Below are 17,723 nucleotides of genomic sequence, written 5' to 3'. Positions count from 1 at the left end.
CCTTTAAAGACGCATATCAACTGACTCGGTAGGTAATACATACTTCAAGTCATAAATTACGCTCTCTGACTTCGTCAGTGCTTTGATTCCAGCAGCACCCATTTCGCGAAACTCTCTATGCCCTACAGCCAGTATTACTGCGTCGTATGTACCGGTCTCCGGCCGTTCAAGTGGTGTGATACCATATTCATGCTGGGCTTCTTCGCTATTTACCCAAGGGTCAAATACGTCAGCATCAACGCCAAAGTCTTTCAGCTCAGCCAGAATATCAACTACCTTTGTATTTCGTATATCAGGGCAGTTTTCTTTAAAAGTTAATCCCATCACCAGCACTTTAGCGCCTGCAACGTGAATACGACGCTTTATCATTGCTTTAACCAACTCACCAACGACATAACGGCCCATGCTGTCATTAATACGGCGACCGGCAAGAATGACTTCAGGATGGTAGCCTATTGCTTGAGCTTTATGAGTTAAATAATATGGATCAACACCAATACAGTGACCACCAACTAAGCCTGGGCGAAACGGCAGGAAATTCCATTTAGTACCCGCGGCTAATAAGACCTCTTCAGTATCAATTCCAAGCTTGTTGAAAATAACCGCCAGTTCATTTATAAGTGCAATATTTAAATCACGCTGAGTATTTTCAATAACTTTGGCAGCCTCAGCAACTCGAATAGAGCTGGCTTTATAAGTACCAGCAGTAATAATACTTCGGTAAAGGCTGTCTACCAACTCTGCGATCTCAGGAGTTGAACCTGACGTCACCTTTTTAATAGTTGTAACACGGTGTTCTTTGTCACCTGGGTTTATCCGCTCAGGACTGTAACCTGCAAAAAAATCTACGTTATATTTTAGTCCTGATACCCGCTCTATGACAGGAATACAATCTTCTTCAGTGGCACCGGGATAAACTGTAGATTCGTAGATAACCACATCACCAGGTTTAATAACCTCACCTAATGTTTCCGACGCCTTCACCAAAGGAGTCAAATCTGGTTGACGATGCTCATCTATCGGCGTTGGTACCGTAACAATAAATACATTAGCACGGCGTAAATCAGATTTTTCGTTGCTGTAGCTAAGTCTGCTTGCTAAAGCGAGCTCGTCTTTACTTACCTCTAAGGTATGATCCTCACCACGCTTTAACTCACTGATACGAGAGTGGTTTATATCAAAACCCAAAGTTTGGTAATGTTTACCAAATTCAACCGCAAGCGGTAAACCAACATAACCCAAGCCAATAATGGCGATGTGTGCATCATTCAAATTCAACATTTGTTAATCCATATTCAATTACTTTCGACTAAAATAACGTACTAAAACAATTAAAGCGCTTACCATAAAACCTAACATTGACGCTAAAATGCAAATTAGAGCTCTAGCAGGTTTAGATTTTTTTTCTGCTACCACTGCGGGATCAATAGTTTTGAATATATACTCTTCACGAACATTCGCTAACATAACCGTTTTAGTTTGTTCTTCTATTAATGAAAACAGCATTGTGCGTAAGTCGGCCAAATTTGTTTGTGCTATTTGGCTATTGAGGTAGGCAATGCTCCGCTCAGCTTCGGCAAGTTCGCGAGTGCGCATTTCTTCGTTAATAGATTTTACTAACATATCAACCCATCTTTTGGCTAAATTAGGTGAGTAATGCTCAACACTTAATTTAACCATACCGGAAGTAGTATCTTGGTTTACTGAAAACAGTTTTTTGAACGCCTCAACGGTTTCTTGATTACTCGGCTTTGGCTGAAACGGAGCGGCAACTTTACGCACCCATTGCTGAGTTTCTTCATTATAAAGTTCTGGGTTAATTAGTAATTTATCTTCAGCTCTATTCCAACCATTGGCAGCCATAACTTGAACGTATAAATCGTTTTGCTCAATAAAACGGCCGATAAATTCGCGCGACTTTAAGATCTCTAACGCTAGACCAGTTTTATCTCCACCACCTGCCCCACCTAAATTAACACCAGCCAGGGCTGCTAAACCGCCAAGTTGACCTGGTAACTTCATTCCAGCATCTGCCGAAATTGGGGCTAGTAGGGCTTCGCTTTTATAAATATTAGGCAGGCTTAACGCATAAAAAACAGCAGCTACAGAAAAAATAAAGGTGGTGACAATAATAATCCACTTACCTTGCCATAAAGCACGAAATAATTCGCGTAGATCGATTTCGTCGTCTGCAACCTGCGAGACGGGTTGTTGAACTTGTTCAGACATAATGGTCCTTGTTAGTGGTTATGTCTTTGGTTCGGCAAGCGAACCAAAGACACTGACTTAACCGAAATTATTAGAATGAATTTAGTGCAGCAATAGCAACGGCCGTTTGATAGAAAATCTGCGTAACTTGTGCCCACATACTTAAGCCGTCTTTGTATTCGGTATCTAGCGGCATAATGACGGTATCGCCTGGACGCAATTCATTGTTGCTAGCACCAAACCAGCGGTTGTTTGATGGAATCATTACCGAGCCGTCGGCACGGATCACAAATACCCGTGCTTCATCTGCGCGTTTACGCGGGCCACCGGCTAAGGCTAAGTAATCGCGTACATTTAAACCTGCACGGAAACGGTGTGAGCCAGGGTGTTGTACTTCGCCCATTACCGTCACTGACGATTGCGTGCGCGGTATGGTTAGGCTGTCCATATGTTCAACTTCGATATCAAAGTCGGCACGGCCAATCATAATTTGTTCTAAATCAATCACCATGCGGCCTACCGGCTCAAGCGTTTGCAGCTCCTCTAGCATAAGTAATGATTCAGGCCCAGCCATCGTTTGGCCAGAGGTAAGAATACGGCTAGTAACATCAGATTTTAACTGGGACAGCAGTTTTTCGGCTTGCTCGGCTTCGCGCTTTTTAATAACTTCGCGGGTAAATACTGCACCATAAGGGTAAGCATCGCGGGTAAAACCACCGGCACGTTGAATTACATCCGACAGTTTTTCACCTTTTAATACCTGATACGTGCCCGGGAAGCGCACTTCGCCTTTAATATCTACTAAGCGTACTTGTGACCAGTCTGGGGTAGTAAACACGTTGATCCGGTCACGACTAGCAAGCTGAATATCTTGCTGCTTGCCGCTTAAGATGGCGTCTAAATCTATATTGATATTTTGCTGTTGTACGCCATTACGCTCTAATTGCTGCGCTAAAAAGCGGCTAAGTTCGGCCCGAGGTAAATAAGCAGAGCTATTTAAGCCACCCGCAGCTTGCAGCAACATGGCCACATTTCCTGCTGCTGGCAGGGGGTATTCGCCGGGTACTTTAACATCGCCACTTACTGATACTATGGGTATTTCGCGTTGATCAGTACTTTGCTTGCGCAAGGTTTGCAGCAATGGGAACAGCAATTCACGGCGAGTAAAGTGTTTGGATAACGCTAAATAGTCCGGATTAACGTAAAGCTGCTGCAACATGCTGCTTACGAAGCCTTCGATTAGCGCCTGCTCAGACAGTTCTTTGTCGTCAAACTTAAATTGAGTGCCGGCAATTAGGGCCGAACTGCTTTCAATTTGTTTAAAAAAGTTACTGGTAATATCGCCTGAGAGCAGCGCATTTTCGGTAAAGTGAGTTAATTTACCTTGCACTTGTTTACGGATATAGCTGTTAAGTTGTTCACGCTCGTAGGCTTGGTTTACGTGATGAAACACCAACACAATATCTTGTGGCTGTAACGCAACGGGGTTAAAAGCGCCTGACTGCTGAGTGTCTACCGCATCCAATAGGTTAAATTGCAGTACTTCAACATCACCGCGGTTATTGGTGCGACGAATAATAAGTGCGTAATCGGTATCAGTACTGTGCAATAAGTCGGACCATACATTGCCTAACAAATGATGTAACTGCATGCCACTGCGCCAAGCAAAGGTTCCAGGGCGTGCTACGGCACCGGCAATAGTTACCTGATCACGAACCCGTTGCGATAACTCCGGTACAACCAATTTGTCGCCTGAACGCAGCGCAAAATTTTGTGCACTGTTTTCCGTTAAGTTTAAATTCACTAACTCACGGCCATTCGGGCCGGTGCGTTGTAAAGAGACGGCATTAACATGGGCAGACGCTTGCAAACCACCCGCCATTGTCAGTAATTGGCCAAGCGTTTCGCCTTTGGCTAATTCGTAATAGGCTGGGCGGCGAACTTCACCTTCAATAGCCACCACGGCGCCAACCGGTGCCACAAATACTACATCGCCATGCTGCAGCGTAATATCGCTGGCGTTATTGCCTTTTAATAGCAGATCGTAAAGATCGAAGCGCGCCACAACTTGTCCAGCACGAGTTACTCTGATATCACGTAAACTGCCAATCTCAGACACACCACCCGATACAAATAACGCCTGAGTAACTGAGGTTAATGCCGACACCGCATACATACCAGGGTTACGTGCTTCACCGGCAATAAACACATTAATAGTACGCAGTTGCCCCATGGTAACGGCAGCTTGCAAACCAATGTTCGCTTGGGTGATACGGTTAGTAATTAAGTCACTGGCTTGTTGAAAAGTCAGGCCTGCCACATTTACTGGGCCAATATCGGGAAGATTAATGTTACCTTCGCGATTGATGACCAGTTCGATGCTGTCATTTTGCTTGCCATACAGTTGCAGTTGTAACGTATCGTCTGGCCCTAAGCGGTAGTTGGCTGAAACTGGGGCATTGGCTACAGGAGCAAAGGTGCTGATATTGGCATCAAACAGGCTTTCACCAAAGCGTGGCAGCTTTTTCTCTTCTTCAGCCGCCAACTTCGGCTTGTTAAGCTCTTGCATTAAGCCCTGCAAATTCTGCTGATCTTTACCTTGCTGTAAAGGTTGCACAGTTTCGCCTTGTAAGCGATTGGCAGAGCCACTGCCAGTAAGCTGAGAAATATCTACACCGTACTGCTTAGCCAGCGCTTCTTGTTGCGCTCGGGGTAATTGCTTGAATTGCTCAATTTGCGCCGGTGAAATTTGCGCAAACAGGTTGGCTGAAAACAATAAGCCTACGGCACAAAGCGCCAGCTTTCGAAGTGTACGATTTGAAAACCTCATTAACTTGCTTCCATTTTTAAAATTTACGAAATTATGCGGGTTTTAGGCACGCTACCGCCACTGAGTTATGCGCCCCAGGGCTAGATATTCTTATTTTCAAGCGAGAAAGTATAACCTACCAACGCGCTACTTTATTACTTTATTACGTACTTTTTGTGACAACAGTAATCTAGTGGTTAGCCACCAGATTACTGTTGTCCATGCTAAGTTGTAGTTGCTGCCCTAAAAAGCTAAGCAAGATTAAGCTGCGGCTTTCGCCCTCGGCTTGCTGAAATACGGCATTTAAGTGCGCAAAAGGGCCTGAGAGTATTTCTACTTTATCGCCAGCTTTAAAAGGGTGTTCGGGTAATTTAGCCTGTTGCTGTATTTGCTGAGTCAGTAAGCTGTGTACGAGGCTAGCAGGCACTTGCGCTAGGGCTTGGCCGAACTTCACAAAGCCGGCTACACCACGGGTGCTGCGCACTACCGATAAATTTAAACCGCTATTTGGTTTTAAAAAAATATAACGCGGGAACAACGGCTCGGTTTTTAGTACCGTTTTACCGGCCTGAATTTTTTTTAGGGTGATCTGCGGCACAAAGCTTTCAAAGCCTTGATTAGCCAATTGCTGCTGTGCCCGGCTTTCTTCGCGAGGCTTGCTGTAAAGGAGATACCAGTTATCCATAACCTACTGCTGTTTCCACAAAATCGTTTGCATATTACGCCTTATGCCAGCTAGCGGTCAAAAGCTTTTGGTTAAACGCCAGTGCACTTGCTGCTTTTATACGCATTACCAACGCCACTCCCAACGCAGACCAACGCTGTGTTGATAGCTTTTATTACTTTCTAAATTAGTTGGCTCGGCAACTAGGGCTGGCTCTGCCAGTTTCGCCAGTTGATAATCGGCTTGTAATAAGCCTTGAAATAACGGGAATTGATACCCCAAGTTGACGCTGGTTTCCGCTTGCACCAGTACTGCATTGGGTAAGGTGAAAACCGGCGCAGCCTCGGTTACATTGGCGGCTTGAAAATCGCGCTGGGTTAAGCGTATATAACCCGCCTGCCCCGTTGGGGTGCTAACGTGCAGCCCAGCTACAAGTTGTTTATGCGCAGCTTGGCTATCGGCTTGCTGGCTGATATTTTGCCAAGCATAGTATTGTGCCGGTTGTTGCTGATACTCGGCATAAAACCGCAGTAATACATACTGATTGCCTAAGTGATAACGGGCACCTAGTAACCAAGCGCTAGCACTTTGATAGTCGCGGTTACTCAGCTGTTGTGATACTTCACCATAGACCGCAGCGGCAGCAGTTAGGTTGTATTGCGCATCGGCACCAAAGGTACGAATGTTGGCCAAACTTAACGGCGCTAAGTTAAGCAGTTGCTCGGGTTGTTTTGGGCTAATGCTGCGTTGGCTTAGGCCAATTTCTAGCTTATCAAAAGGTTTAACCCCGACGCGGCTAGCGAAAAACGTGGCGTGGCGCAGCACATCGGTACCGGCATGGTAACCATATTGCACGTTAAGCGTAACGGCACCTAACCAGTCTAGCGAATCATGTAAAGGTAAATTCGGGTTTAACCGATTAACCTGCAGCAAACGCGTGGGTTGCTGGTTGGCATTTTGGTTAAAGCTATGGCTGATGCCAGGGCCCCACCATTGTTGCTGTAACGAGGCACTTAATACCCAATTGCCCGCAGTGTAGGCAGCATAGGTATTGTTCCAGCTATCGGTGTTTTCGCTTAGCGGGTTGGTCGCGCTATTGGCACTATTAATAAAACTGTCATGGTTAAATTGCTTAACAATTCCAGCACTCCAGTTACCGCCGGTTACCTCGGTACCAAGACTAAGCTGAGCTTTTTGCTGATAATTATCGCCAAATCCGTTTTTATGTACCGCGTCACTAGCGCCTTTCACCGCGACTTGTCGAGTATGGCTTTGGCGAGCAAAACTGGCAGCAGCTTGCACACGAAAAAAGGCATGTTGGTTCGCGGGTGTTAGCTGGTTTACATCGATATTTGCCAAGTCTTGTACGAGCGGCTGCCACATAATAGGTAAAGTATTAATGGGCGTTTTGATTAAACCTGCACTGGCTAATTGCTGAATGCTCTGATGCAAATAGGCATCTTGGGTGTCTACCCAAGGCGCAGCAAAGGCTAAAGGCGAAGCGATTAGGCTAATAGAAGCAGCCAAGTAAAACGAAGATAACCGCATAGTGGGTTTGACGTCCTGTTCGATTTATACAACCTGCCGAATGCTACCAGAGCGTATGATACCAAGCAACTTGAATTAACCCGAGGCTTCCCACGAATTGTATGAGTTTTAACCTGTTAAGTTTTATTGCTTTTTTAGTGAACAATTTAGGGTAAATTGTTTAACCAAGTTTGCAATAGTTGGCAATTTAGCCTGCTATTGGCTGGGCGCTTAGCCGCTATACCATATTGTTGGCTGCTTATTGGGCTAACCAAGGCGGTGGCTTGCTGGGCTTGGTAGATTTGCTGGGCAAATTGATACCAGCTTAGATATGGCTGATCGCAATAATGATAAAGCCCATAAGCTAATACTTTTGGGCTAGTTGGCGATTGTGGATGTGGCTTTTGAAAACGGTGCTTCTGCAAGGTATGCTTGTTAAGCATGTGCTGCTGTTCGCTATGTTGCAGCAGAATGTTAAGCACCACCAATGCTAGGTTATTAGCATGGGTGGGCCCGCCAATCTGATCATCAACCACCTGCACCGCGCGGTTTTGCTGGGCGAATTGGCGCATAGTGGTATAAAAGTTTTTGCCATAGTCGCTATAGAGCCAACTGGTGCGAATAATATAGTGCGCGCACTGGCTTTGCTGAATGGCTTGCTCCCCTGCCCATTTGCTTAGGCCATACTGGTTAAGCGGGTTGGGTTGATCCTCTTCGGTATAAGGCGTACTTTTTTGGCCATCAAATACATAATCGGTCGAAAAATGCAGAAGCACTGTGTCATGCGCTTGGCAGTGCTTGGCTAAATTCGCTACGGCGAGGGTGTTAATTGCCCAGCATTGTTCTTTATGGGTTTCAGCCAGATCAACTGCAGTATAAGCCGCGCAGTTAATTATAAATTGTGGAGCCTGTTGGCTAAACAGCTTGGCAAGGTCGTTGGCATTGGTGATATCCAGTGTTTGCCGAGTATAGCCAGTAAAGGCCAGCCCTGCGGCATTAAGCTGATGGCAAAGCGCTTGGCCTAACTGCCCTGCGGCACCAAGTAAAATGATCTTGCTCATAGGCTAGTTGTTTCAAAGCTTGCGCTAAGATCAGCAAAGCTTGGCGCCTCGCTATCTTTTGCTGAACGCAACGAAGCTGTTATAGGCCAGCTGATGGCCAGCGCTGGGTCGAGCGCATTAAATGCAGCATCATCCACAGCACTGTAATACTCGGTGGCTTTGTAGCTGATAAGGGTATTGTCGCAAAGTGCTTGAAAGCCATGAGCAAAGCCTGGCGGAATATACAGTTGTTGGCCACTAGCGGCCTCTAGGGTAATGCCAAACCATTGGCCAAAATGGGCTGAGTGTGGCCGAATATCCAGCATCACATCATAAATACGGCCTTGCAATACCGTAATTAGCTTGCCCTGCGCGGTACGACGCTGAAAATGCATGCCACGCAGCACGCCTTTGGCCGAGAGTGAGACGTTATCTTGCACAAAGTGTTCGGCAATGCCGAGTTGCTGATAGTGCTTGGCTTTAAAGGTTTCTTGAAACGCACCGCGGCTGTCTTGGTAAATAGCGGTTTGGATCAGTAAGCTGTCGGCGAAAAGCGGTTTTGCGGTTAACATAGCAAGATAACTAGCTGGATTTTAATAAATGCTATTATACCTGATATGCTGCTAGGCTTAAGGCCTTAATTCGATTTAGTGCACTACCCCGCGGCTGCGCTTGGCTCTGTGCAAGGGGTTTCTCGGTATCTTTTGATCAATTTTAAAAAGAAATGTTTATGAACAAATGTGTTTTGGTTACCGGCGGCTCCGGTTTTATTGGCTCGGCGCTGGTTCGTTTACTGCTACAAGCAACCGATTGGCTGGTTGTAAATGTCGATAAGCTAACTTATGCGGCATCGCCCAATGCCTTAGCCTCTGCCGCTGGGCATCCGCGCTATCGCTTTTATCAGCAAGATATTTGCGATACGGCAGCCTTGAGCGCGATATTTGCTTTGCATCAACCGCATGCAGTTATGCACTTGGCGGCCGAAAGCCATGTCGATAATTCGATTCAAAGCGCGTTGCCGTTTATGCAAAGCAATATTATTGGTACTTTTAGTTTGTTAGAGGCCAGTCGCGCTTACTTTGCCGGGTTAACCGCAGCAGAGCAGCAAGCCTTTCGGTTTTTGCATGTGTCTACCGATGAAGTATATGGCGATTTACCTGTGGCGGCAGCGCCTTTAACCGAAGAGGCTAACTATCAGCCCAGTAGCCCCTATTCCGCCAGTAAGGCAGCCAGTGATCATTTGGTTTTTGCTTGGCTGCGTACTTATGGCCTGCCGGTGTTAATGACGCATTGCACCAATAATTACGGGCCTTTTCAGCATGCCGAAAAGCTGATTCCATTAATGATTAGTCGTGCCTTGCAGCAGCAAGCTTTACCGGTGTATGGCGATGGTCAGCAAATTCGTGATTGGTTATATGTGGATGATCACGCTCAGGCGCTGCTAAAAGTATTAACTTCAGGCAGCGTTGGCGAGCGCTACAATGTTAGCGGCAATAACCAGCTAACCAATTTAACGGTGGTACACACTTTATGTGAACTGCTCGACGAATTGGCCAGCGCACAGCGCGGCAACTTAACCAGCTTTAAGCAACTGATTCAATTTGTCACCGATCGCCCTGGCCATGATCGCCGCTATGCACTTAATAGCGACAAACTGCAGCGCGAACTGCAGTGGCAAGCCCAAACTCGTTTCGCCGACGGCTTACGCCACACCCTGCTCAGCTACCTCCCCTAACTTATCCCCCGTCTCCGGTACCACTCCGACCAGTCGCAGCAGTTATGCACAGGTCTCCGGTACCGGTCGGAGGAGTTGGTTGTATCGCGCTTATTGATATTTTTTCAAATACTCAAAAAGCTCTGGGTTTCGTTCGGCAATTTTACTTTTTTCCGCAAGCGTCATTACATTTTTAGGTGGCGGGTAGCCTAACTTTGTAAGATGTTGAACTATTGCGATGCTTGGCTGGCGGCCTCGTAATAATCCCTCATAGATCTCTTGATTGCTAGAAAGCGGTTTAATACCAAAAGCATCTAAACGCTGCATCACCTTAAGGTAGCCGAAGCCAATAGCTCTATCATAAGGCCCAGCATTAAACGTAAAGCTGCCTAAATTGAACATTAAGTTGCTGTCTTCAATTGCAGTATAAGAAGCCAAAATATCAAACTGCTGCAAAATTTTCATTTCCTGTTGCTGTAAATCTGCCCCAGCCAGTATAACCCCGTAAAATGCGCGCTCAGGGATGGTAAAACCTAATTGCACCAATTCATGGATCCAGTCTGGTGGTCCGTCACTAATAATTCGAACAAAAAGATCGCCTTTTTCATCCTCAGATAAATGACTGATATCAATTTCCCCACGTTTAAACGCGGCCAACCATAAATCCCATCCCCCCATCTTAATTGCATCCAAATGTATAGCTTTTACGGTTTTTGTCGGGGCATACGATTGTGTTGACGCCGCATTTTCTGTTACCGGTACCGTGGTGCTAGCTTGATGGTTAGTGTTTGGCTCATTTGAGAGGTTAGAATTTGCGAATAGTGGCTCTACCAATGGCTGGTTAGTCGTAGTTGTTACAGGTGAATTCTCAGCTTGATTTAAATTAGGTTTGGCAGTCCAATAAAACAATCCTGCGCTCGCTAAACTTAAAATAATAATTATCAATAAGATAAAACGTAACTGCATTATGATGACTCTCAATAAGTATTATAAAGATTAGCTAAACCAGCCAATTACCTCCCCTAACTTATCCCCCGTCTCCGGTACCACTCCGACCAGTTGCAGCAGTTATGCACAGGTCTCCGGTACCGGTCGGAGGAGTTGGCTGGGGTTAGAGGGTGCCTAAAAAGCTGAGTATGGCGCTTTCTTCTTCTTTGCTTAGGGTAAAAGGGACTAACAGCGCCGAGGTTTCTGGGAATAAAGGATCCGCAACTTGCTCTGGCCGTGGCTTGGGGCGAGAACCGCCATGTTTATACATGCGAACTATCCCCAGTAAGTCGTCGAACAAGCCGTTATGCATCAGGTGTTTGCGCTCGGTAACATAGCGTAATGACGGAGTACGAAAGGCGCCAACATGTTCGGCTTTGCCACTGATGTTAAAGTGGCCTAAGTCTTCAAAACTGCGGCCATAATAGGTTAAACCAATATTGTGCAAGCGCTGATCGGAAAATAACGCCCCCGCGTGACATTGCACACAACCGGCTTTGGTGCGAAACAAATGCAAGCCTAAACGCTCTTGCTCAGTTAAAAACTCGGCGGCTTGTTCAGTATTACCCGCCGCGATTGCCTGCATAAAGTGATCAAAACGCCGTGGTGGGTTCTCAACACTTCGCATAAATTCAGCGATGGCTTTTGCAACTTGCTCCCAGGCCAATGGCGCTTGAAAGTAATCGGTTAACGCCGCTTGATAAGACGGTTCTGTTGCCAAATACGCCATAACATGCTCGATACTGCTGTCCATTTCTTTGGGATGCGTAAGGGGTTGCTCTACCAACGCCGTGAGTTCATTTACCCGTCCATCCCAAAATAGCGTATCCCAATGCCCCACTAAGCGCAGCATTTGCGAGGTACGATTACCCTCGCGCCCTGCTACACCCGGCGAAATCCGTACCTTATCGGCAAAATGATGATCGGCTTTATGGCAGCTGGCACAACTGATCGTGGCGTCGCGCGACAGTTTAGGATCATGAAATAACCGCTGGCCAATCGCTGCTAAAGTGGTATCGACTTTTAGCGGCGCAGGCAAAGCAGCCACATCGGCATGCGCATTGGCATGCAACGCCGGCCACTTGGCTTGCGGCTGCAAATACTGTTGGCTGATGGTGTGGTTGCTCTGCTCGCTAGACGTGTCGCTAGTCGATGGTGTAGTGCCCGTCTCGGCGGCTATGGCCGTTGCAAACACCAACGGACTTAACAGCAGTACCTTAACGTCTTGCAACCACCTTGTTACCATTTCAAATTAACCCCTAGCCAAAATTCACGCCCAACTTCAATGCCCGCTGTGCCTTGGCTTACCGAGTAAGTCCGCTGGTTAAACAGGTTGCTGATTTCAACGTTTATGCCGAGGTCGAGATCTTGGGTTAGCGGCATGTCGTAGGCAAAGCGCGCACCAAACATCAGGCGAGCGGGCTTTTCGATCTCGCGAAATAGCGCGTAAGTAAACTGATTAATATTACATTGGGCACATAGCTCAATGTCGTCTCGCGTGGTTTCAAATTGCCGACTCATATCGATAATACTATCGAATTTACTGACATAGCTGGTGGTTAAGGTCGTGCTCAGCCGTTGACCCCACTGCGCATTCCACACCAGATTGGCCGTTAACGGCCGACTAAAATCCAGCTGACGGCGGTTTAAATCATCATAACTGACTAAACGATAACGACCGCTAAGATCCTGCAATACCACTAACTCATCTTCAGGTATATCTTGCACCGTATTGTCGTAGGACTCTGCCGAGGAAGTATTTTCGGTATAGTTTACATTAAAGGTAATGGCATGCTGTTGCCAGACATGGCTATACGATAAGGAAATACGCTGATGCTCGCTTTCGCCTTCGTTAGTTTGGAACAGGTTGGTAATACCGTTGATCACTTGTGAAGGCCCACGGGTAATTTGGTCCCGCCCCTGCCGATACACATAGTTGATGCTGAGTAACCCGTTGTCGAACATGCGCTGTTTTATGCCCAGTACCGCTTCATCATTATAGGGCGTTTTGACATCGTCAAAGCGGTAACTAAAGCGCTGTGCAGCAGAAGAGGTTACCCAGTTACCGACTTGACCATCGTTAAGCAAGCGGTATTGCGTAATATAAGGCCGCTGCCCTTCACGCAGTTTATAGGTCAGTAAGTTTGCCCCATAATAACGGTTTAAGCCGGTGTGCACGCGGGTACGATCGTTGCCAAACACATCAACACTTAACCGGCTACGATAGGCAATATTTAAATTCTCTAAAAAGTCATCGTAATCGGCTCTTAAGCCAAGGCTCAGCTCTAACCGCTGCCAATTGGCGCTGTATTCCGCATACAGATCGGCTTGCTGGATGCCAACATCGATGTTTTCTGCAAGATAAACACGGCGATAACGGAAAAACTGACCGCGCGCCAGCAAATTAGCTTGATAGGCTTGCACATGCACAGGGTTAGCAAAGTCGATACTGCCGCCCAGTTGCGCGGCGAGTTCTGCTAGCGGAATGGCAAAACGTTGCTCGATACAATCGAGCGTTTGCCCCATACAATTAATATTGGTATCCCGAAAGGCCGCTGAATAAATGGCGGTGGCCTCTGGCCGCTCGCGTTGCACCTGCAAATATTGGCTAGTACCACCGAATTCTAGCTGATGCTCGGCGCCCCAGCGTTGTCCTAGCGGTAGGGTGAACGCCATACTGGCGAGCCAATTTTGTTGTGTTTTGTCTAAATCACCATAGCCACCTTCTACACTGAGTGGCGGTTGGCCACTGTCGATGCCCCATTCTTTCCCCTTAGCTCGAACCCAAGGTAAAAATACACCAGGGGCACTGCGGCTATTCTCGCTTTGACTGTAGGCGAAGTTTGCCGTCCACTCTCCGCCCCACAGGCTATTTTCCAGCTGCATAGAGAATTTTTGCCCGCCGCCTTTTAACTCAAATGCGGAGTCTTTGACGTCTCGGATCAAATGGCTGCCGGTATAGGGCGCATGGCTAGCGTTGAAACGAATACGATCGAACAGGATATCGTCAAGGGTATAACTTAGCGCCATACTAAGCGACTCACGCTCGGTTTTTACTGCCTCTTGTAACGAGACTTCAGTAATGGTCGAAGTGGTGCGCGCCAACGAAAAGGTAACCGCTTGCTGTTTGGTTAGCGGCGTACTGGCGGTAAAACTAACAGTTTCTTTGCTAAAGTCGGGCTGCTCTGGCCAGTTCACTTCTTTTGCAGCGGCCTCGGCATCCGGATTGTATTCACGTAAATCTAAAAAGCGATAGCTGCCCCAATCACTGTGTGAGCGGCGATAGTTAAGGCTAAAACTCGGCTTTTTAGCCGGTTCGCGCAGTTGCATATCCACAACGCCGCCACTAAAGGCACCAAAACGAGCCGGGATATTGCTGTCGTAAACGGTGATAGAGTCGATAAGCTCCTGATTAATAAAGCTGGCTTCAGGGTGGCCTTGTACATCATTGACGGCCGTGACCGAAAGCCCCGAGCTTCCCGGATCCAGCAAGGAGTTATTGCTAATCCCATTCAAGATAAAGGCCGTTTGCCACGGCTGCGCCCCTGAAATCGAGATCAGTTTACTGCGGATCTCGGCTTGTTGGCTAACATCGAGGGCATCTTCTGCGCCTTGCACGCCGGGTAAAAATAACAGCATGTCGGTAATATTGCCGTTACCCTTCATGGCATTATCAATAAAATCCCGATTCAGCGTAAAACTGCCTTCTGCGGTATGGGTTTGTGGCAACCAACGGCGACCATAAACGCGAATCCGCTCCACGGCAGTTGTTGCCGCTTGATCGGTGGCACTGGCTGCGGCTGTTGGCTGCGTTGAACTGGTTCTTGTTACAGAGCCAGTTACAGAGCTAGCTGCAGAGCTCGTTGCAGTGCTAGCGGCTGTGCCATCGTTATTTTGCTCAGCAACGGCAGTTGTAGTTTGCGCTCCCGCCATAAGCGGCAGCGCTAAACTTATACTGATCAGCAAGCTGAGTTTATTAAAGCGAACCAAGCGGTTGCGGATCTTCATCATCTGCTACTCCATCACCGTCTGCGTCGGTATCTAGTTGAATGTCTGTGGCAGCCAGTTGCTCTGGCGTGGCGGCAATGGCAAAGAAGTTGGCTTTGCCGTCTTGATCGGTATCTACAGTGGCAATAGGGCTGGCTGGGAAGTCATTTTGTAATGCCTGCAGCTCTGAAATGCGTGCCAAATTGCTGAAGCGTTCGGCAGTACCGATGCTTAAGGCATTAAGCAGTTGCTCCGCTTGGCTATAACGCCGTGCATACGCTAATCCTCTTACTAGGTTTGTGACTAACTCAGTATGATCAGCTGCTGGACGAGAGCGTACTTCGCTATCCAAGGTGTTAAGTGTACTAACCACGTGATTTTGGATATGCGCTAGCAAGGCACTGTAATTGCTATCGTTATAGGCATGGCTTCGTAATTCGGTTAATAGCGACTCGGCTGGCTCATAGACGTTTGTATCCGTACTGATTACAGTTAGTTTTTCCAACGCTGTTAATACGGCTCTAAACTCTGTAACAGTGGTGCGTGGCGCTTTGGCTAAACTGCTCATGCCATTATCGACATAATCGTTAATTAAGGTGTAGTTTTTCGCAAAGGCAGCCAATCTCGCTAAATCAAACCACGCATTGGCTTGACTAAGATCGGTGGTTAATTCATCGGTAATGGCAGCAGCAGCTCGGGCGAAAAGTGGCTCGGCTAATTGCGGCTGGCCGACCGAGAGCTGCATTTTGATAATATTGCTTGTATTAGCATATTGATTAACGTTGACATGATTAAGCAAGGCAGCACACTGCTGGGCCGCTTGCTGGGCAAAATCTTGATCGTTATTGTTCAGTATTCGCTGCACAATACGGAAGCAGCCGCTGTTGCCAGTAAAAAACGTGGCGTTAGTGGCGTTTTGGTTAATGTACGCTTCTGAGCTGATTAAATCTAAGGCGTATTGATAGGCAATACGCGCTTCTTCTTTGCGGTTGTTGCGCCATAATAAGGCAGCGATTTTCGGAGATGGCTGCGAAGATTCGACAACTTCACTCAATAAGGTGCGCAGGTTAGCACCGTAAGTCATGGCCATATCGACAAGGACAGCTTGCACAGTATTACTGCCAGTACCATCGTTTAAGACTCTTAAAAAGAACTGCATCGCCTCTACACTACGCTGAGCCGAGCTACGCTCACTATTAGTACCATGTTGCGCTAAGATACTTTGCGGGAAGTTTGGCAGTTGTGGGTACAAGGCCGAAAACAACGCTGAGGCTTCCGTTAATGGTGCACGATATTGTGCTAAGGTATTAGCCGCAAAACTTCTTGGCTCTAGTACATAAGCGGGGTCGTAATTTACTGGGCCATAGTAAGCCAAGGTAGCTGCCAGTGCTTGTTTGGCTTTGTCTATCTCGCCAATATAAAAGTATTGCTCTGCCGCCCAGACATAATAAAGTGGCGCCAAACGATAATGCGTGGGTCGATTATTCGACTGCCAATAACCTGACGCAGCCGCGGCACGCGCCATAATGTCAATGTTATCTACAGCCTGCAAGTACAGGCTGTTATCGCCAGTTTGTAAGTAATCCGCCACTAATTCCACTGCATTGGTGCGTGCAGTTTGTGCAATAAACCCTAAGGCATTTTTATAGATGCCACCGGCTAAAGTATCAATATACACATTCATTTGATTAATGATGCGGTTAGCCAGCGTTTGATCGCCTGCCGCCAAGGCATCACGTAATAAGCCGAGGTAGTAACTACCATCAGCGTTAACCATATTCTCAATGCCATTATCCAGTACATACTCGATATGCGTATCGAGCGCTAGACGGCGAAATTGCGCGGCTTTATCGGTTTCGTTGCGAATATCGTAGGTGTTAGCTAAATCAGCGTAGGATTTGGCTTTTTGTAACTGAGATTGGATCTGGTTGGTCAGAATACGCTCCACCTCATCATCTAAACTGGCAGCAACATAGCCTTCAGCCACTTTGCTAAAGGCACTCTCGGTATCCAGTGTAGAATTGATGTTCGCAAGACGACGCTCGCTCGCTGACAGGTGCGACGCACTAGAAAAATAGTAGTAAGCGGCTTTTTCGGCATTGCTTTGGTAAGCCGGCAACAATAATACCTGTTCAATAACCGCCGGATTAACGCCATCGTTAATACTGACGGTAAAGGTGGCATTGGGTAAGATTAAATCGTCTACCAGATAGTGGAAACGACCGTTATTGTCTATCGTCAGTGAGCCAGTTGCGGGCGCAGTGATGATGCTAAATTGCAGATTGTCGTTGTCTTGATCATAAACGCTAAGGCTACCGGTAATTTCGCGGCTGGCCACCACCCGAATTTCAGTATTTTGTAACTCGGGCGGCTGGTTAACTGGGTTAACGGTAAAACGCAGGATGTACACCTTACGGCTAGCTTCGATACGCGCTTGATCACTGCCACGATGACGTTGTTGTGGCTGATATGTCACGCGGTTACCCGTAAAAGATAAGTCGCCATGTTGAGGAGAAAGGGTTATGGCGGCAAAGTTGCCGAGTTCTAACTCTTGTTGCCAAGTACTACCTTGGTTAAGCGATACCTCTAATACCACTTCTTCAACACTATTTGTTTCACTACCACCACAAGCAGTTAACAGCATGTTCACTGCAATTAACAGCAAAATTTGTATAGATCTCATCAACCTCATCCCCCCACCCAAAAATAGACGCGAATCGTAATGAGATCGATTCTTATTGTCAATAGCGATTGTGTGCATGGTGGATAGGTTCGTTTGATTTTGTC

At 47.0% G+C, this 17,723-nt stretch carries 12 protein-coding genes; 1 reads left to right on the top strand and 11 read right to left on the bottom strand.

Annotated elements, in window-relative coordinates; all coding sequences use genetic code 11:
* Positions 1 to 3: 3 nt before the first annotated feature.
* The 7 genes from tviB to rfbC all read right to left on the bottom strand — a co-directional run bounded on the left by tviB (position 4) and on the right by rfbC (position 8,820).
* Entirely contained in the window at positions 4 to 1,281 is a 1,278-nt protein-coding gene (gene tviB / locus ACO1PK_RS12945; protein ID WP_423186023.1) for a Vi polysaccharide biosynthesis UDP-N-acetylglucosamine C-6 dehydrogenase TviB, read from the bottom strand.
* A gap of 18 nt (positions 1,282 to 1,299) precedes the next feature.
* The gene (locus ACO1PK_RS12940) at positions 1,300 to 2,229 is read right to left on the bottom strand and encodes a Wzz/FepE/Etk N-terminal domain-containing protein (protein WP_423186022.1); all 930 of its coding nucleotides are present in this window, start codon (positions 2,227 to 2,229) and stop codon (positions 1,300 to 1,302) included.
* A 70-nt stretch (positions 2,230 to 2,299) separates the two neighbouring features.
* Entirely contained in the window at positions 2,300 to 5,038 is a 2,739-nt protein-coding gene (locus tag ACO1PK_RS12935; RefSeq protein WP_423186021.1) for an SLBB domain-containing protein, read from the bottom strand.
* A 169-nt stretch (positions 5,039 to 5,207) separates the two neighbouring features.
* A complete protein-coding gene (gene rfaH, locus ACO1PK_RS12930) occupies positions 5,208 to 5,702 on the bottom strand; it encodes a transcription/translation regulatory transformer protein RfaH (protein ID WP_423186020.1) in 495 nt (164 codons plus the stop codon).
* 105 nt (positions 5,703 to 5,807) lie between these two features.
* Complete coding sequence (locus ACO1PK_RS12925; protein WP_423186019.1) at positions 5,808 to 7,229, bottom strand: capsule assembly Wzi family protein; 1,422 nt, start codon at positions 7,227 to 7,229, stop codon at positions 5,808 to 5,810.
* A gap of 146 nt (positions 7,230 to 7,375) precedes the next feature.
* A complete protein-coding gene (gene rfbD, locus ACO1PK_RS12920; protein ID WP_423186018.1) occupies positions 7,376 to 8,269 on the bottom strand; it encodes a dTDP-4-dehydrorhamnose reductase in 894 nt (297 codons plus the stop codon).
* Positions 8,266 to 8,820, bottom strand: a complete 555-nt coding sequence (rfbC, locus tag ACO1PK_RS12915; RefSeq protein ID WP_423186017.1) for a dTDP-4-dehydrorhamnose 3,5-epimerase — start codon at positions 8,818 to 8,820, stop codon at positions 8,266 to 8,268. Before rfbC ends, rfbD begins: the two co-directional genes overlap by 4 nt.
* 158 nt (positions 8,821 to 8,978) lie before the next feature.
* Between rfbC and rfbB the strand changes: the two genes are divergently transcribed.
* Positions 8,979 to 9,983, top strand: a complete 1,005-nt coding sequence (gene rfbB / locus ACO1PK_RS12910; RefSeq protein ID WP_423186016.1) for a dTDP-glucose 4,6-dehydratase — start codon at positions 8,979 to 8,981, stop codon at positions 9,981 to 9,983.
* A 90-nt stretch (positions 9,984 to 10,073) separates the two neighbouring features.
* On the opposite strand, the gene ACO1PK_RS12905 is transcribed toward rfbB, so the two are convergent.
* The 4 genes from ACO1PK_RS12905 to ACO1PK_RS12890 form a co-directional block, all read right to left on the bottom strand.
* Positions 10,074 to 10,928 carry a hypothetical protein gene (locus tag ACO1PK_RS12905; protein ID WP_423186015.1) on the bottom strand — a complete coding sequence of 285 codons (855 nt, stop codon included), beginning with the start codon at positions 10,926 to 10,928 and terminating at the stop codon, positions 10,074 to 10,076.
* A 145-nt stretch (positions 10,929 to 11,073) separates the two neighbouring features.
* Positions 11,074 to 12,195, bottom strand: a complete 1,122-nt coding sequence (locus tag ACO1PK_RS12900; protein ID WP_423186014.1) for a cytochrome-c peroxidase — start codon at positions 12,193 to 12,195, stop codon at positions 11,074 to 11,076.
* Positions 12,189 to 14,960: a TonB-dependent receptor plug domain-containing protein gene (locus ACO1PK_RS12895; protein ID WP_423186013.1), complete on the bottom strand. Its 2,772-nt coding sequence runs from the start codon at positions 14,958 to 14,960 to the stop codon at positions 12,189 to 12,191. Before ACO1PK_RS12895 ends, ACO1PK_RS12900 begins: the two co-directional genes overlap by 7 nt.
* On the bottom strand, positions 14,926 to 17,619 hold the full coding sequence (locus tag ACO1PK_RS12890; RefSeq protein ID WP_423186012.1) for an Ig-like domain-containing protein: 2,694 nt from the start codon (positions 17,617 to 17,619) through the stop codon (positions 14,926 to 14,928). Before ACO1PK_RS12890 ends, ACO1PK_RS12895 begins: the two co-directional genes overlap by 35 nt.
* Between the last annotated feature and the right edge of the window lie 104 nt (positions 17,620 to 17,723).

Source organism: Alishewanella sp. d11 (assembly GCF_049390205.1).
Classification (GTDB): domain Bacteria; phylum Pseudomonadota; class Gammaproteobacteria; order Enterobacterales; family Alteromonadaceae; genus Alishewanella.
Note: the sequence above shows the minus strand (reverse complement) of the source record. Positions and strands in the feature narration are given on the sequence as shown.